We start from the raw sequence: 14,517 nt of genomic DNA on the forward strand, positions 1-14,517 counted from the left end.
GGGGGAAAATGACGAATGAAAGCAGTATTATTTGTTGGACATGGAAGCCGATTAGAAGCTGGAAATAAAGAAGTGAGGGCGTTTATTGAACAATTAATCCCTACTATGGATGATCGCTTACTCATTGAAACATGTTTCCTTGAATTTGCATCGCCTACTATTTCACAAGGGATTGACAATTGTGTAAACAGAGGGGCTACAGAAGTGATTGTCATTCCAATTATTTTGCTGCATGCAGGTCATTCAAAACTGCATATTCCAGCTGAAGTCGAGGGTGGCAAGACGAAGTATCCAGATGTTCAATTTACATATGGCCAAACGATTGGTGTCCATCAAGAAGTACTATCGATTTTAACGGATCGTCTAGAAGAAGTAGGTTTGGACACGTCCGCTGAACATACGGACACGGCTATTTTGTTAATTGGTCGTGGTGGCAGTCACGCGGATGCGAATAGTGATTTTTATAAAATCTCCCGTTTGCTTTGGGAAAAGTTACATGTTAAATGGGTCGAAAGTGCTTTCATGGGTGTGACGGCTCCACTAGTGGATGAAGGAATCGAACGTTGTATAAAGCTTGGTGCAAAAAAAGTGGTGATGTTACCATACTTCCTGTTTACTGGCATTTTAATGGAGCGAATGGAGAAGATGGTGTCAGGCTATCAACAGCAATATCCCGAGCATGAATTTGTCTTAGCCGAATATTTTGGCTACCATCCGAAACTACAAACGATCTTAAAAGAACGTGCAATGGAAGCAATCGAAGGGAAATCGAGTGGAGCTCAAGATTTAGAAAACTATCGTTTATTTGCCGAAGAACATGGTCATGCGCATCACCATCATCACGATCACGACCATGATCATCATCACGATCATGTCCACGAGATGGAGAAGTCAAAATGATTTTGTTCTTGGCAGGAACAAGTGATGCACGGGAATTAGCGATTGAAATAAAGCAGGCAGGTTTGCACGTGCTGGCAACAGTGGTAACGGAATCAGCAGCAAAAAGCTTGCGGGATGCGGGAATAGACACTCAAATTGGGCGGCTAACGGCAGAAGAAATGGCGTCGCTCATTGTTCAAAAGGGATGTCAGGCGGTTGTTGATGCAAGTCACCCGTTTGCTGAAGAAGCATCGAAAAATGCCCTTCAAGGAGCAAAAGAAGCGAATGTTCCTTACATTCGCTATGAACGAGAAAGTCAACGGTTCCAAGATGATAAATTAATTCTTGTTCATGATTATGCTGAAGCAGCCAAGCTTGCTGCAACAAAGCGAGGCGTTATCATGCTAACAACAGGTAGTAAAACGTTAGAGATTTTTGCAAAAGAATTAGTCGGTCTCGAGGATACTAGACTCATTGCGAGAATGCTGCCGCGTATCGATAATATGGAAAAATGTGCGGAACTTGGCGTTGAACAAAAAAATATCGTCGCGATTCAAGGTCCGTTTTCAAAGGAGTTAAATAAAGCACTTTACAAGCAATATAATGTCACCTTGATGATTACGAAGGAAAGTGGCAAAGTCGGTTCGGTTGATGAGAAGCTGGAAGCCGCTTTGGAATGTGGCATTGAGACGATTATGATTGCTCGTCCAAACATCAACTATCAAAATGTGCATTCTAACTTTGAAGATGTGATTAGCGATGTGCAGCAACAATTAAACAACAAGTAGGAGGAAGATATGATGGATTTTAAAACCGATTTCAAACCATTAACCGTTGATCCAGATAAAATTTATGACTATAGTTTTGCCATTATTGCGGAAGAGATGGGGCCACATGATTTTTCAGAAGATGAATGGAAAATTGTCCGCCGTATTATCCATGCGTCAGCAGACTTCGAATTAGGAAAAAGTGTGATCATTCACCCAGGTGCCATTCAAGCTGGGGTAGAAGCGATTCGTAAAGGAAGACATGTGATTGCTGATGTGCAAATGATTGAAAGTGGAACTGGGAAAAAACGTTTCGAAAAGCATGGTGGGGATCTGCATTGTTATATTGCAGACGAAGATGTAACGATTGAAGCTAAACGCCAAAACACGACAAGAGCAATTATTTCGATGCAAAAAGCTGTACGTGAAAACGAGGGTGGCATTTATGCAATCGGGAATGCACCAACAGCTCTATTAGAACTTATTCGTTTGATTAAAGAAGGAATAGCGAAGCCAGATTTGATTATTGGCATGCCTGTAGGCTTTGTTTCTGCAGCAGAATCAAAAGAGGAACTAGCTAAAATTACAGAAGTTCCTTTCATCACGAATGTTGGACGGAAAGGTGGAAGTACCGTTACAGTAGCAGCATTAAATGCGATTTCTCTTTTAGCTGATCAGGTATAAAATCATGCAAAAGAAAGCCAAGAAGGACCCATCCGAAATGAGACATGGCTATACGACAGGGGCTTGTTCAACAGCCGTAACGAAGGCAGCTTTAACAGCTTTAATTACCGGTGAAGAGCAAGAAAGCGCCACGATTCACCTGCCTATTGGGCGTGACGCTACGTTTACAATCGAAAAATGTAAAATGGCGAAAGACTGCGTGAGTTGTGAAACGATCAAAGATGCGGGTGATGATCCGGATGCGACTCATCAAGCGCTCATTGTTTCCACAGTGAGCTGGATGGACACGCCAGGTATTATGTTGGACGGAGGAGTCGGTGTTGGCCGCGTGACCAAACCGGGTCTTCCGGTTCCGGTCGGCGAAGCGGCGATTAACCCGGTGCCGCGTAAAATGATTTTAACAACGGTAGAGCAGACGTTAGAAGAATTTCAGATTAATAGAGGTGTGAAAGTCGTTATTTCTGTTCCTGCTGGTGAAGAAATGGCGAAGAAAACATTAAACGGCCGATTAGGAATTATAGGTGGCATCTCGATTTTAGGGACAAGAGGCACTGTCGTTCCTTTTTCAAGTTCTGCCTATATGGCAAGTATCGTACAAGCGATAAGTGTTGCCAAGGCAAGTGGCTGTGAGCATCTCGTCTTAACGACAGGCGGCCGCAGTGAGAAATATGCGATGGGGTTACTTCCTGATTTACAAGAGGAAGCTTTTATTGAAATGGGTGACTTTGTTGGCTTCTCATTAAAGCAATGCAAAAAACAAGGAATAAAAAAAGTCACACTCGTTGGGATGATGGGGAAGTTTTCAAAAGTTGCGCAAGGCGTCATGATGGTTCATTCGAAAAGTGCACCCATTAATTTTGACTTTCTCGCGGAACTGGCACGGGATGTTGGTGCTAGTGAAGAACTTGTAGAAGAAGTGGTGAATGCGAATACCGCATCTCAGGTTGGCGATCTTATGTCTGAGCAAGGCCATGATGCATTCTTTGAGCATCTTTGTGAAGCTTGCTGCTACTCGTCTTTGAATCATATCAAGGGTGGAATCGAAATGGGAACAGCGATTTATTCAATGAAGGGACAATTATTAGGAAGGACTGTTGGTATTGACTCAGTCGATGAAATTAATTGGGATCGGGGATAACGGTCAAGAAAGCTTGTTGCCGCAATATGCCGAGTGGATTGAAGAAAGCGAAGTGCTTGTTGGCGGTGAGAGGGTGTTATCTTTCTTCCCGAATTATCAAGGAGAGAAGGTCGTCGTGAAGGGTGGTTTAAAAGCGATTGTTGAGCGATTGCAAGAAGAAATGCGTCCAACTGTTATTTTAGCTTCAGGCGATCCGCTTTATTACGGGATTGGTGGCTATCTGTCACACAAAATGAATATAGACGTGTATCCATATGTAAGTTCTGTCCAACTTGCTTTTTCAAAAATGGGCGAAGCTTGGCAAGATGCTTATTTAGTCAGTGTTCATGGCCGAAGTATAAAAGGCTTGGCACAGCGAATAGATGGGAAAGCAAAAGTGGCGCTGCTCACGGATGAAGAGAACAGCCCTAATCGCATTGCCGAATATCTTCTTTCTTTCGGTATGACGGAGTACCGCGCATTTGTCGCGGAAAACTTGCAGGGGGAAAATGAAAAGGCAGGCTGGTATGAACTCGAAGAAATGGTTCATCATGAGTTTTCTTCGTTAAATGTTGTGATTTTGAAAAAAGTAGCCAATGGACCAAGTTGGACGCTGGGTATTGATGATGAGGAGTTTTCACAACGGAAGCCAGACAAAGGACTAATTACGAAAAAGGAAATTCGTGTGTTAAGCCTTTACGCATTAAACCTGCAGAAAGATAGTGTTGTTTGGGATGTTGGAACGTGTACGGGTTCGATGGCAATTGAAGCAGCAAAACTGGCTCCAGAAGGGCACGTGTTTGCGATTGAAAAGAACGAACCAGATTTAGACAATTGTTTTCAAAATCAACGCAAGTTTCGGACGGATGTAACGGCCATTCATGGAAAAGCACCGCACGGGTTAGACACGTTCCCTGATCCAGATGCGATTTTCATCGGGGGAACTGGTGGCGAAATGGCCGATTTGATTCAAACATGCTGTCTTCGCTTGAAAGAAGGCGGACGAATTGTTCTCAATGCAGCGACGATTGAAAACTTGTATCGGGCGAATGAAGCTTTTGCAAAAGCGGGATTTCAAACGTCCATTATGCATGCACAAATTTCACGGAGCAAGCCTATTTTAGGAATGAATCGTTTTGTTCCGCTTAATCCCATTTATATAATTACGGCACAACGAAAGGAAGCCACGAATGAGTAATCTCGGCACATTATACGGTCTGGGCGTTGGTCCAGGCGATCCAGAGTTAATTACAGTGAAAGCATTTCGCGTTATTCAAGAGTCCCCTGTTATTGCCTATCCACGAAAGCGTAAAGGCAGTAAGAGCTATGCTCATCGAATTGTTGAAGTATACATTCGCCCTGAAGAGAAGGAAATGCTCGGGCTTGTTTTTCCAATGACGAAAGACCAAACCATTTTAGATCGCGAATGGAATGGGACGGTGGAGAAGGTTTGGGGAAAATTAAACGAAGGGAAAGATGTTGCTTTCGTTACAGAAGGTGATCCGCTTTTATACAGTACGTTTATTCATATGATGAAATTAATGCGAAAATTGCACCCTGAAGTGGAGATTAAAACCGTACCTGGAATTTCATCCTTTAACGGTTCAGCTTCAAGGCTAGGTATTGCTTTAGCGGATGGCGATGATCATGTTGCGATTATTCCCGCTCGCGATGACTACGAAGAAATGAAAAAAGCGATTGAAGATCATGACGCTGTCGTGTTTATTAAAGTGGCGAAAGTGATTGATTTAATGATGACTGTTTTAAAAGACTTAGACCTTTTAGAGAAAGCATCAGTTGTGACGAAGGTTACGTCTGACGAAGAAGTGATTTGGAAGGTCAGTGAGTTAGAAGGAGTTGAGCTTGAATATTTAACGTTAATGGTGGTGAGAAAATGAAGAAGATTTATATCGTAGGAGCGGGCCCGGGCGATCCGGATTTAATTACAGTGAAAGGTTTACATATACTTCAAACGGCAGACGTTGTTTTATATACAGATTCATTAGTGAACGAAGAACTAATTGCAAAGGCAAAACCGGAAGCAGAAGTGTTAAAAACAGCCGGTATGCATTTAGAAGAAATAGTCGATGTCATGGTGGATCGTGTAAATGCAGGTAAAATGGTCGCTCGTATTCATACAGGAGATCCTGCGATGTATGGGGCGATTATGGAACAAATCGCTCTTTTGAAGAAGGAAGAAATCGGTTATGAAGTCATTCCGGGGGTGAGTTCCGTATTTGCATCTGCTGCGGCAATCGGTGCCGAGCTGACCATTCCAGATTTAACGCAAACGCTTATTTTAACAAGAGCGGAAGGACGGACACCTGTTCCAGAATTCGAGAAATTACGAGACTTGGCTAGTCATCATTGTACAATTGCGCTTTTTTTAAGTGCTACTTTAACGAAGAAAATTGTGAAAGAACTGCAAGCTGCTGGTTGGAAAGACGAAACACCTGTTGCAGTTATTCAGCGGGCATCATGGCCAGATCAAAAAATTGTCCGCACAACATTGGTAAATCTAGATGAAGATATGCGGAAAAATGGAATTCGCAAACATGCGATGATCTTGGCAGGTTGGGCATTAGATCCAACGATTCATGAGAAAGATGAATATCGCTCGAAATTATATGATGCGAGCTTTACACACGGATTTCGTAAAGGAATAAAATCGTGATGATTGAATTGCAAGAAGGAATACAGCCATCTGTTGTTCAAAAAAATGCCTATGCGATTGTCGCGATTACGAAGCACGGTGTTGAACTATCCCGCCGTCTACATACAGTGTTTGCTCATTCAGATTTGTATTATATGAGCAAGTTTGAAAAAGGTGATGAAGAACAGAAACATATTCAGCTTTTTTCAGGAAGCGTGCGAATGTTGCTGCCCACGCTTTTCAGGCAATATAAAGGTATTGTTATGATAATTTCTCTCGGTGCCGTTGTAAGAATGATTGCGCCGATTTTAAAAGATAAAAAAACGGATCCTGGTGTTGTCGTTATTGATGATCGAGGAGAAAATGTGATTAGCGTATTATCCGGACATCTCGGTGGTGCAAATGAGCTTACGCACGAAGTAGCCGCCGCTTTAGGTGCAAGAGCGATTATCACGACCGCTTCCGATGTTCAAAAAACGATTCCTGTCGATTTATTTGGCTCTCGTTTTGGCTGGGTATGGGATTCGGCAGAAAAACTGACACCTGTAAGCGCGTCGGTCGTGAATGAAGAGCATGTCGCGATTGTTCAAGAGTCAGGAGAACCCGATTGGTGGATGTATGACCGGCCACTTCCAGAGCACATTATCAGCTATCCTTCTATTGCTGAAGCGATCCAAGCAAAACCGAAAGCCGCTTTAATTGTGACGCATCGTTTGTTAGAAAAAGAAGAAGAAGTGATTTTGGAAAATGGGATTGTGTTTCGGCCAAAAACGGTTGTGATTGGCATGGGATGTAATCGCGGAACCTCATCAGAAGAAATTGAGCAAGTCATTCTCGATACACTCGTTGAATTGAATATTTCGATTAAAAGCGTGAAGGCGCTTTGTACGATTGATTTGAAAAAAGACGAAGTAGGCTTGCTTGAAGTCGTTGAGAAGTACGGCTGGGAATTTGTCTATTATCCGCCAGCTGAATTAAACAGAGCAGCTATCGAGGCACCATCTGATACTGTGTTTAAATACACAGGCGCTTATGGAGTCAGTGAACCGGCTGTTCGCTTATATTCAGGAGCCGAGCAACTTGAGCTCGTTAAGAAAAAGTCAGGCAATGTCACGATTTCTGTCGGTGTCATTCCTTTTTAACAAATAAGAGACAAAAAAATTTTGGAGGTGTTTTGGTGTCTGGCTCCAGGCGCCATCGGCTCGAGGTCATAAGCTAATCGCTTCGGAAGGCAAAAAGCGCCTTCTGTCAGCGCTCATCTTATGCTTGTCGCCGATTACGGGCACCTTGCGCTTTTCATAAATGGAGGAAACGGTATGAGTACAAGAAGATTAGTCATTGCTGGGACTGGCAGTGGGGTCGGTAAAACGACGTGTACAATCGGTATTATGGCCGCGTTGCAACAAAAAGGCTATACCGTGCAAGGGTTTAAATGTGGACCGGACTATATTGACCCATCTTATCATACGGCTGTTACGGGCAGAGTTTCGAGAAATTTAGATAGCTGGATGTTTGAGCATGGGACTGTACGTGAAATAGTTGCACGAGCAAGTAAGGGTGCTGATATTTCCATCATTGAAGGTGTGATGGGATTCTACGATGGGAAAAGTCCATTAGAGAATACGGGATCAACGGCTGAAATTAGCATGATTACGGAAAGCCCCGTACTGCTTATTGTGAATTGTGCTAGCATGGCGCGCAGTGCAGCGGCAATCGTGAAAGGTTTTCAGACGCTTGCGACCGGTCCAAACATTGTTGGAGTGATTGCGAATCAAGTCGGCAGCGTCGGACATTACAATATTGTGAAAGCGGCTATTGAGCAAGAATGTGCCGTGCCCGTGCTTGGTTATATGAAACGGGAGCAAGATATTGATATTCCTAGTCGTCATTTAGGGTTAATTCCAGCCATTGAACGAGGCGAGCTGAATCCATTTTTTGAAAGACTCGCACATCTAGTTTCGGAAACGATTGATGTGGACCGACTATATGAATTAGCAGAAACGACGGAAATGCTGGAGGACTCTTCGGGTTTATTTGAACAACGTGAAGATCAAGGCGTTTGTATCGCTGTGGCCAAAGATGCGGCGTTCAATTTCTACTATCAAGAAAATCTTGAATTATTGGAAGCATACGGGGCGAAATTGACGTATTTTTCACCGTTAAAAGGGGAGAAAGTTCCGTCAAAAGCGGATGGTTTATACATAGGGGGCGGTTTTCCTGAAGAGTTTGCGGCTGAGTTAGCCCGTCATGAGCGTTCCAAAGCGTCGATTCGCACGTCCATTACGACCGGTTTGCCGACGCTCGCTGAATGCGGAGGCTTTATGTATTTAACAGAGTCAATTACGGATACAGTAGGTGTTAAGTATCCGATGGTGGGACTGATTCCAGGGAAAATTATGATGCAGAAGAAACGAGCTGCTCTTGGCTATCGTGAAATATTCGGAACAGAAGGGAATTTCTTAATGGATTCGAATCAACAAGCGAAAGGTCATGAATTCCATTACTCCACATATGAACAAGTTGAAGGCTTGCCATACGCGTATGAAACAAAAGGGCGTTTCGGTAAGAAGCAAGAAGGATATTTGAAAGAAAATCTGGTTGCCGGTTATACTCATCTCCACTTTGCTTCTAATCCGGAGCTTGTTGAGCGTTGGATTACGGCATGTGTCGATTACAAGCAGAAGGTATCGAAGTAAAACATGGTTTACTTGAATCATTGAAAAGGGGGGATTACGTTATGAAAAAAGGAAAAGTCTATTTAGTCGGTGCAGGACCGGGCGATCCAAAGCTATTGACAGTTTATGGACTCGAATGTATTCAAACATCGGATGTCATTGCTTACGATCGGCTCGTTAATCCGAAATTATTAGAATACGCAAAAGAAGGTGCTGAGCTCGTCTTTTGCGGGAAATCACCAGGAAGGCATCATCTCATTCAAGATGAAATACATACACTTTTAGTGGATAAAGCGATGGAAGGGAAAACGGTGACCCGTTTAAAAGGGGGGGATCCGTGTGTGTTCGGGCGTGTTGGGGAGGAAGCAGAAGTACTGGTTGCACATGGAATCGAATATGAAATTGTTCCAGGTGTGACGGCAGGGATTGCGGCACCGGCGTATGCGGGTATTCCTGTGACGCATCGTGATCATGCATCAAGCTTTGCCATTGTAACCGGCCACGGCCGTGATAGCAAAGGAGAAGATCATCTCAATTGGCCAGCACTCGCAACGGGTATCGATACAGTTGCTTTTTATATGGGCGTTGGCAACTTAGACTATATTTGTAAACAATTGATTGCACATGGAAGACAGGCAAAAACACCTGTTGCGGTCATTGAATGGGGAACAACGGAAAAACAAAGAACGATTACTGGAAATCTTGAAACGATTTATGAATTAGTAATAGAAGAGAATATCCAAAACCCGGCAATGGTACTCGTAGGTGAGGTTGTTCAATTACGCGAAAAAATAAAATGGTACGAAAAAGTGCTAGAAGCAGAAACAGTTACGAACTGAAAAAGGAGAGATACAACGTGTCTATTATTCAAGCATTGAAAGAACGTCGCGCCATCCGGAATTATGAGAACATCCCAGTCGAAGATGAGAAAATTGAGCAATTATTGGAAGCAGCGACATTTGCCCCGAATGATCGCCTGCGTGAGCCTTGGAATTTTTATGTGATGAAAGATGAAGCGAAGCAGCGCTATGAAACAGTAGCAGAGGAATTTTTGCAGCAGCGTTTTCCGACAAAGCCCAATTTAGTAGAAAGCTCGCTGAAAGTGATTACTTCGACACCGGTAGTCATTGTCGTAACGGCAGACCTTGTTCCAGGTGATTCGGATGCTTCCGAAGATAATGTATTTGCCGTATGTTGTGCGATTCAATCGATGTGGCTTGCTGCTGGAGAACTAGGTCTCGGGTTTGTTTGGCGTACAAGAGGAGTCGGCCTCGTTCATGATGAAAGAATGCACGAGTTTATCGGATCACCAGAAAATCAAAAGGTAGTGGGGACGATTTTTATCGGGTATCCGAAAGCAGATCAAGAAGTGCCAGCGACGAAACGAACGCCTTATACAGAAAAAACCGTTTGGCTCTAAATAGTATGAACATTTCTGGTGTACCATTGGGATGCAATTACATTGATTTATGGAAAGAAAATATGAAGGAATGGGATGGAACTCTTTCTAACCGAATGATTCATGATGAAGCGGAAGAAGGTTTTTGGCATTCTTTTATGGGAAAAAAGAAACAAATGGGCGAGGACTACATAAATTCTTACGCCTATAGAATTCAAGAAGAGCTCCTGACGTTGTTACATACGAATGACCATGTAGTAGAAATTGGTCCTGGCTGGGGAAATTATACATTTTGTGTGGCTGAAAATGTTAAACATCTTACATGTGTGGACAGCTCTCAGAGTGTTATCAACTTTTTAAGAGATGAATCTGAGAAGCATCAATTAAATAATGTAAGCTTTATAAATGACAAATGGGAACATATAAGTATGAGGGAAAGTTATGATGTAGTATTTGGGATAAACTGCTATTACCGTGTAAGTGATATAGGAGAAGCATTGCTTAAAATGAATAAAGCTGCATCCCGGCTTGCCATAGTAGGAATGACAAGTGGGCCGGAAAAACCTCACTATTTAGATTTACATAGAGAGCAAGGTTATTCGATTAAGTTTAGACGTAGGGACTACATTCATTTACAAAATATTTTGTACCAACTTGGTATTATGGCTAATTGTAAAATTGTTGAAATACCGAGTGTTTCCACATATCCATCATATGAATCTCTTATACATGATAATGTAAGCAAAATTTTAACGAAAGACTATGACAAGCGGGAAGTCGAACAAGCTTTAAATCAATACGTTATTGAAAAGGATGGAAAATATGAATATCCATATACTTTTCATGCAGCACTCATTTATTGGAAACCGATAAAATTTTAAGTTACAGTATAGATCTGGTAGTTGAAGCTTTGAGGAAGTAACGGCAAAAACATCCGGGATTATGCCCCGGACGTTATTGTCTGTGTGCTGTGCTCATTTTTGCGCTCATAGGCAATGAGTGTGCATTCTAATTCACTTTCCAACTGTTTTATTCTTTCCGTTTGTTCAGACGATAATTGTGCAACTTCAAAATTTTCAATCATTGTTATTCACCCTCCTGCCTGTAGCATCCCCAGAATAAATAATTTTAAATAGTTAGGTTTCCGCATATTTTCCGTTTTTTCTCAAGGATGAAAATGGTCAACTAGCCATTTGGGTCACATCAAATTCCCTATTAGAAAATGTGTGTGGTGTTCCCTCTTCAAGAAGAAACAAAAAAATTAAGGGAGTTTAAACTAAGTATTATACGGAGGCATCTCATCGGTACAATTTCCATTCAACTTGGCCCCACATTTATTAACCCTATGGTAAACGAGCTGGAAAAGTATTTACGAACGTAAAAAATACGGTCTTAAAGGCGCACGTAGAGCTCAATAGTTCTCAAAACGTTAATATCGTTATCATATCAACGTGTACAGGCTATCTCATTTTTGAAGTGAATGTAAATTGAATGTAATTATTTTACGAGAACAAAAGTTTCACCCGCTCCTTCCAGTTATAAGATGTTATACTAAAGATAACGAAGTGGCTGGAAAGCAGGTGTTGGGTCATGCGATCGAAGTATTAAAACGGCATCCCATTTTAAATAGCCTTTTCGATGAAGAGTGGAAGGAAGCAATTTATCTTTATCCCAATCCATTCATTTGCCTACTACATTGACCAAGACGATAATTCCTCTGCTAATTCATTTGAAATCGAAACGTCTTCATGACAAGATTGCAGCCACACCTATTACACCAAATCGGGTCTTCTCCAATATCTCCTTCAATATTTTAAATCATTTGTTTCTCTAATTTCACAACAGCAATTTAATCATACATTTAAAAAGCCATAGAGCGAAAAAGTAACAAAACATTGGAAAGTTTGTTAGAATTTTTCATAGGCATAAAAAATCCTGATTTTGCATTTGCGCTATTTGCCTTCGGACATGTTCTATTCGCTGTCCCACCCGGTCTATTAACAGTTATGCACGTTATCCACTAAGCGAACGTTTGAATTGTGCACCGCCAGAGGATTATTGAATGAGCCGGGTACTGGAAAAGTTTCAATTGCGGAAGATTTAGAAACCGCCTCGATTCCATGTGAAGATGTAGCGCAAACGATTATAACTGCTTTACCGATGGAAAATACTTTTAACCGTTCATTTGACCTTGTTACTGGTGAAGATTTAATCCCAGATTCATTGAATAAGATTTAAGCACTCAGGTGGAGTAAAGAAAATCGATTTGCTGATACAATAAGCTGATTGGAAGGATGTTATATTATATAATGAGATTAAGTATTTTGGACCAAGCCCCTATTACGAAGGGAAATAATGCAGTAGATGCTTTGAAAAAGGCGGAAGAATTGGCTGTTTTAGGCGATGAATTAGGCTATCATCGGATGTGGATGGCAGAACATCATGGAACAAACGACTTTGCAAGTTCAGCTCCAGAAGTGACGGCAGCTCATTTGGCTGCTAAAACGGGAAATATTCGAATCGGCACTGGGGGAGTGATGATGATGCATTATTCTCCATTAAAATTAGCTGAGGTGTTTAAAACGTTAAGCGCATTTTCGCCAGGCAGGATTGATTTCGGCGTTGGTCGAGCTCCGGGTGGGGACCAGCGTTCCATCTATGCTTTATCTGAGGGACGTCAGCCGCTACTGCATAATATGTATGAAAAATTTGATATGGCATTGCAGTTAATCAATGATGAAGCACCCGAAGATGACTTATATAATCAAACAATTGCCACACCATCCCAAGTCGTTTTGCCGGAGGCTTGGCTATTGGGTTCGACTGGCAATAGCGCTGTTCAAGCTGGAGTTAGGGGCGTCGGCTATTCATTTGCACAGTTTTTCAATGGCGAGCTGTCTAAACCAATTTTAGATGCATATAAAAAGAACTTTCAACCTTCTGCTTTTATGGAGAAACCGGAAATCAATGTTTCCTATATGGTGACAACAGCCGAAACAAAAGAAGAAGCTGAATTCGAAGCAAAGCCTCAAGATATTTGGCGTTTACTGTTTATGAGGGGCAGGATCATACCATTTTTGACACCTGAGGAAGCATATGATTATCCATTGACGGAAATGGATCGCATGACCATTAAAGAAAATCGTAAAATACATTTAGTTGGAGATGCTAAAGAAATAGCAACGTTGCTACAAAAAGAACAGGAGCAATACGGGTTTGATGAAGCGATGATCGTCAGTATTCCCCATTCACAAGAGAAACGTCTGGATGTTTATCGATTATTGGCCCGGGAATTGTTATAAGAGGGAGGTACGGAAAAAAATGAGCGCGATTCCTAAAGATGCAATGCGTATGCTAAAAGAGACGAGTCGTACATTTTATATACCAATTACTTTTTTGCAGAAGGAGTTAAAGTACTCGGTTACAGCTGCTTATTTAGTATTTCGGGCAATTGATGAAATTGAAGATCATAAGGAATTGGACAATTATGTAAAATACACGATCTTAATGCAAGTAAGCGAATTATTTAAACAACCATTTGATAACGAAGAGTATTTAAGAATTCTTGGGCGGACAAAAGATCAAATGCCCGAAGTTACACTCCGTTTAGAAGAATGGCTGCAGACTTGTCCAAAAGATGCCCTGCCAATAGTCACGAATGCTGCTTGTGAAATGGCATTTGGGATGGCAAAATGGGCAAAAGCAAACTGGGAAATCCGCACACGTGAAGATTTGGATGACTATACATATTACGTTGCAGGACTTGTTGGAGTCATGCTTTCGGACCTTTGGGAGCACTATGGCGAAGAAAAAACAGATCGGGAACTTGCCGTCGGTTATGGGCGCGGGCTTCAGGCGGTAAACATTTTGCGCAATGAGAAGGAAGATTTGGATGAACGTGGTGTAAGCTTTGTACCCGACGGCTGGAATCGTGCAGAGCTATTCGAATATGCAGATGAAAACCTGGCAAAAGCAGATGAATATATGAAGTCTCTCAATAAGAAAAGCATTTTATTATTCTGCCGTCTGCCGCTTGCCCTGGCTCAAAAAACGTTAAAAGCGATGAAAGAAGGGCGCGAAAAAATGACACGTGCGGAAGTAGAACAAACGGTGGAAGAAGTTAAAATCAATTAATTCCATGTTATGCAGGTGTAGAGGACGCTATTATATTTTGCAATCTGTCGGCTGCAACATAGAGCGGTAGCGAAATCTGTAAGAATCTTGATGGTAAAGACAGGTGTTGGCGTAGGCCAACTCAATCGAGCAAAGAAAATCTGAACATATTCAAATTGCGTTGAACGAAAAGGTTACGGGGGAGTCGATTTCCAGAGGATTGAAGTCGC

General features: G+C 42.0%; 17 protein-coding genes. 16 read left to right on the forward strand and 1 reads right to left on the reverse strand.

Annotated elements, in window-relative coordinates; all coding sequences use genetic code 11:
• Positions 1 to 15: 15 nt before the first annotated feature.
• The 12 genes from ACZYRN_RS03160 (at position 16) to ACZYRN_RS03215 (ending at position 11,055) form a co-directional block, all read left to right on the forward strand.
• On the forward strand, positions 16 to 900 hold the full coding sequence (locus ACZYRN_RS03160) for a sirohydrochlorin chelatase (RefSeq protein WP_488910031.1): 885 nt from the start codon (positions 16 to 18) through the stop codon (positions 898 to 900).
• On the forward strand, positions 897 to 1,667 hold the full coding sequence (gene cobK / locus ACZYRN_RS03165; protein WP_488910032.1) for a precorrin-6A reductase: 771 nt from the start codon (positions 897 to 899) through the stop codon (positions 1,665 to 1,667). The genes ACZYRN_RS03160 and cobK overlap by 4 nt, the downstream gene beginning before the upstream one ends.
• Positions 1,668 to 1,679: 12 nt before the next feature.
• Positions 1,680 to 2,330 carry a precorrin-8X methylmutase gene (locus tag ACZYRN_RS03170; protein ID WP_488910535.1) on the forward strand — a complete coding sequence of 217 codons (651 nt, stop codon included), beginning with the start codon at positions 1,680 to 1,682 and terminating at the stop codon, positions 2,328 to 2,330.
• Between the two features lie 4 nt (positions 2,331 to 2,334).
• A complete protein-coding gene (locus ACZYRN_RS03175) occupies positions 2,335 to 3,468 on the forward strand; it encodes a cobalt-precorrin-5B (C(1))-methyltransferase (protein ID WP_488910033.1) in 1,134 nt (377 codons plus the stop codon).
• Entirely contained in the window at positions 3,431 to 4,645 is a 1,215-nt protein-coding gene (cbiE, locus tag ACZYRN_RS03180) for a precorrin-6y C5,15-methyltransferase (decarboxylating) subunit CbiE (protein WP_488910034.1), read from the forward strand. The genes ACZYRN_RS03175 and cbiE overlap by 38 nt, the downstream gene beginning before the upstream one ends.
• A complete protein-coding gene (cobI, locus tag ACZYRN_RS03185; RefSeq protein WP_488910035.1) occupies positions 4,638 to 5,345 on the forward strand; it encodes a precorrin-2 C(20)-methyltransferase in 708 nt (235 codons plus the stop codon). The genes cbiE and cobI overlap by 8 nt, the downstream gene beginning before the upstream one ends.
• Positions 5,342 to 6,121: a precorrin-4 C(11)-methyltransferase gene (gene cobM, locus ACZYRN_RS03190; protein ID WP_488910036.1), complete on the forward strand. Its 780-nt coding sequence runs from the start codon at positions 5,342 to 5,344 to the stop codon at positions 6,119 to 6,121. The genes cobI and cobM overlap by 4 nt, the downstream gene beginning before the upstream one ends.
• Positions 6,121 to 7,242, forward strand: a complete 1,122-nt coding sequence (locus tag ACZYRN_RS03195; RefSeq protein WP_488910037.1) for a cobalt-precorrin 5A hydrolase — start codon at positions 6,121 to 6,123, stop codon at positions 7,240 to 7,242. Before cobM ends, ACZYRN_RS03195 begins: the two co-directional genes overlap by 1 nt.
• Positions 7,243 to 7,416: 174 nt before the next feature.
• Positions 7,417 to 8,796, forward strand: a complete 1,380-nt coding sequence (locus ACZYRN_RS03200; protein WP_488910038.1) for a cobyrinic acid a,c-diamide synthase CobB — start codon at positions 7,417 to 7,419, stop codon at positions 8,794 to 8,796.
• A gap of 41 nt (positions 8,797 to 8,837) precedes the next feature.
• The gene (cobA, locus tag ACZYRN_RS03205; RefSeq protein ID WP_488910039.1) at positions 8,838 to 9,614 is read left to right on the forward strand and encodes a uroporphyrinogen-III C-methyltransferase; all 777 of its coding nucleotides are present in this window, start codon (positions 8,838 to 8,840) and stop codon (positions 9,612 to 9,614) included.
• Positions 9,615 to 9,631: 17 nt separating this feature from the next.
• Positions 9,632 to 10,195, forward strand: a complete 564-nt coding sequence (locus ACZYRN_RS03210; RefSeq protein ID WP_488910040.1) for a nitroreductase family protein — start codon at positions 9,632 to 9,634, stop codon at positions 10,193 to 10,195.
• Between the two features lie 5 nt (positions 10,196 to 10,200).
• The gene (locus ACZYRN_RS03215) at positions 10,201 to 11,055 is read left to right on the forward strand and encodes a class I SAM-dependent methyltransferase (RefSeq protein ID WP_488910041.1); all 855 of its coding nucleotides are present in this window, start codon (positions 10,201 to 10,203) and stop codon (positions 11,053 to 11,055) included.
• Positions 11,056 to 11,114: 59 nt separating this feature from the next.
• Here ACZYRN_RS03215 and ACZYRN_RS03220 read toward each other — a convergent pair whose 3' ends face one another.
• On the reverse strand, positions 11,115 to 11,258 hold the full coding sequence (locus ACZYRN_RS03220; protein WP_488910042.1) for a uroporphyrinogen-III decarboxylase: 144 nt from the start codon (positions 11,256 to 11,258) through the stop codon (positions 11,115 to 11,117).
• Between the two features lie 138 nt (positions 11,259 to 11,396).
• Here ACZYRN_RS03220 and ACZYRN_RS03225 point away from each other — a divergent pair, with 138 nt between their 5' ends.
• The 4 genes from ACZYRN_RS03225 to ACZYRN_RS03240 all read left to right on the forward strand — a co-directional run bounded on the left by ACZYRN_RS03225 (position 11,397) and on the right by ACZYRN_RS03240 (position 14,308).
• Positions 11,397 to 11,555: a DUF2935 domain-containing protein gene (locus ACZYRN_RS03225; RefSeq protein ID WP_488910043.1), complete on the forward strand. Its 159-nt coding sequence runs from the start codon at positions 11,397 to 11,399 to the stop codon at positions 11,553 to 11,555.
• Between the two features lie 677 nt (positions 11,556 to 12,232).
• A complete protein-coding gene (locus tag ACZYRN_RS03230; RefSeq protein ID WP_488910044.1) occupies positions 12,233 to 12,412 on the forward strand; it encodes a hypothetical protein in 180 nt (59 codons plus the stop codon).
• Positions 12,413 to 12,483: 71 nt separating this feature from the next.
• On the forward strand, positions 12,484 to 13,476 hold the full coding sequence (locus tag ACZYRN_RS03235) for an LLM class flavin-dependent oxidoreductase (protein ID WP_488910045.1): 993 nt from the start codon (positions 12,484 to 12,486) through the stop codon (positions 13,474 to 13,476).
• 19 nt (positions 13,477 to 13,495) lie between these two features.
• Positions 13,496 to 14,308, forward strand: a complete 813-nt coding sequence (locus tag ACZYRN_RS03240; RefSeq protein WP_488910046.1) for a squalene/phytoene synthase family protein — start codon at positions 13,496 to 13,498, stop codon at positions 14,306 to 14,308.
• Positions 14,309 to 14,517: the final 209 nt, after the last annotated feature.

It is taken from the genome of Domibacillus sp. F004, assembly GCF_057814295.1.

Coding starts and splice junctions, on each gene's coding strand:
- cobI (WP_488910035.1), top strand. CDS start 4,638: ATGAGTAATCTCGGCACATTATACGGTCTGGGCGTTGGTCCAGGCGAT.
- cobM (WP_488910036.1), top strand. CDS start 5,342: ATGAAGAAGATTTATATCGTAGGAGCGGGCCCGGGCGATCCGGATTTA.
- cobK (WP_488910032.1), top strand. CDS start 897: ATGATTTTGTTCTTGGCAGGAACAAGTGATGCACGGGAATTAGCGATT.
- ACZYRN_RS03225 (WP_488910043.1), top strand. CDS start 11,397: ATGTGTGTGGTGTTCCCTCTTCAAGAAGAAACAAAAAAATTAAGGGAG.
- cobA (WP_488910039.1), top strand. CDS start 8,838: ATGAAAAAAGGAAAAGTCTATTTAGTCGGTGCAGGACCGGGCGATCCA.
- ACZYRN_RS03235 (WP_488910045.1), top strand. CDS start 12,484: ATGAGATTAAGTATTTTGGACCAAGCCCCTATTACGAAGGGAAATAAT.
- ACZYRN_RS03200 (WP_488910038.1), top strand. CDS start 7,417: ATGAGTACAAGAAGATTAGTCATTGCTGGGACTGGCAGTGGGGTCGGT.
- ACZYRN_RS03215 (WP_488910041.1), top strand. CDS start 10,201: ATGAACATTTCTGGTGTACCATTGGGATGCAATTACATTGATTTATGG.
- ACZYRN_RS03160 (WP_488910031.1), top strand. CDS start 16: ATGAAAGCAGTATTATTTGTTGGACATGGAAGCCGATTAGAAGCTGGA.
- ACZYRN_RS03195 (WP_488910037.1), top strand. CDS start 6,121: ATGATTGAATTGCAAGAAGGAATACAGCCATCTGTTGTTCAAAAAAAT.
- ACZYRN_RS03240 (WP_488910046.1), top strand. CDS start 13,496: ATGAGCGCGATTCCTAAAGATGCAATGCGTATGCTAAAAGAGACGAGT.
- ACZYRN_RS03220 (WP_488910042.1), bottom strand. CDS start 11,258: ATGATTGAAAATTTTGAAGTTGCACAATTATCGTCTGAACAAACGGAA.
- ACZYRN_RS03170 (WP_488910535.1), top strand. CDS start 1,680: ATGGATTTTAAAACCGATTTCAAACCATTAACCGTTGATCCAGATAAA.
- ACZYRN_RS03175 (WP_488910033.1), top strand. CDS start 2,335: ATGCAAAAGAAAGCCAAGAAGGACCCATCCGAAATGAGACATGGCTAT.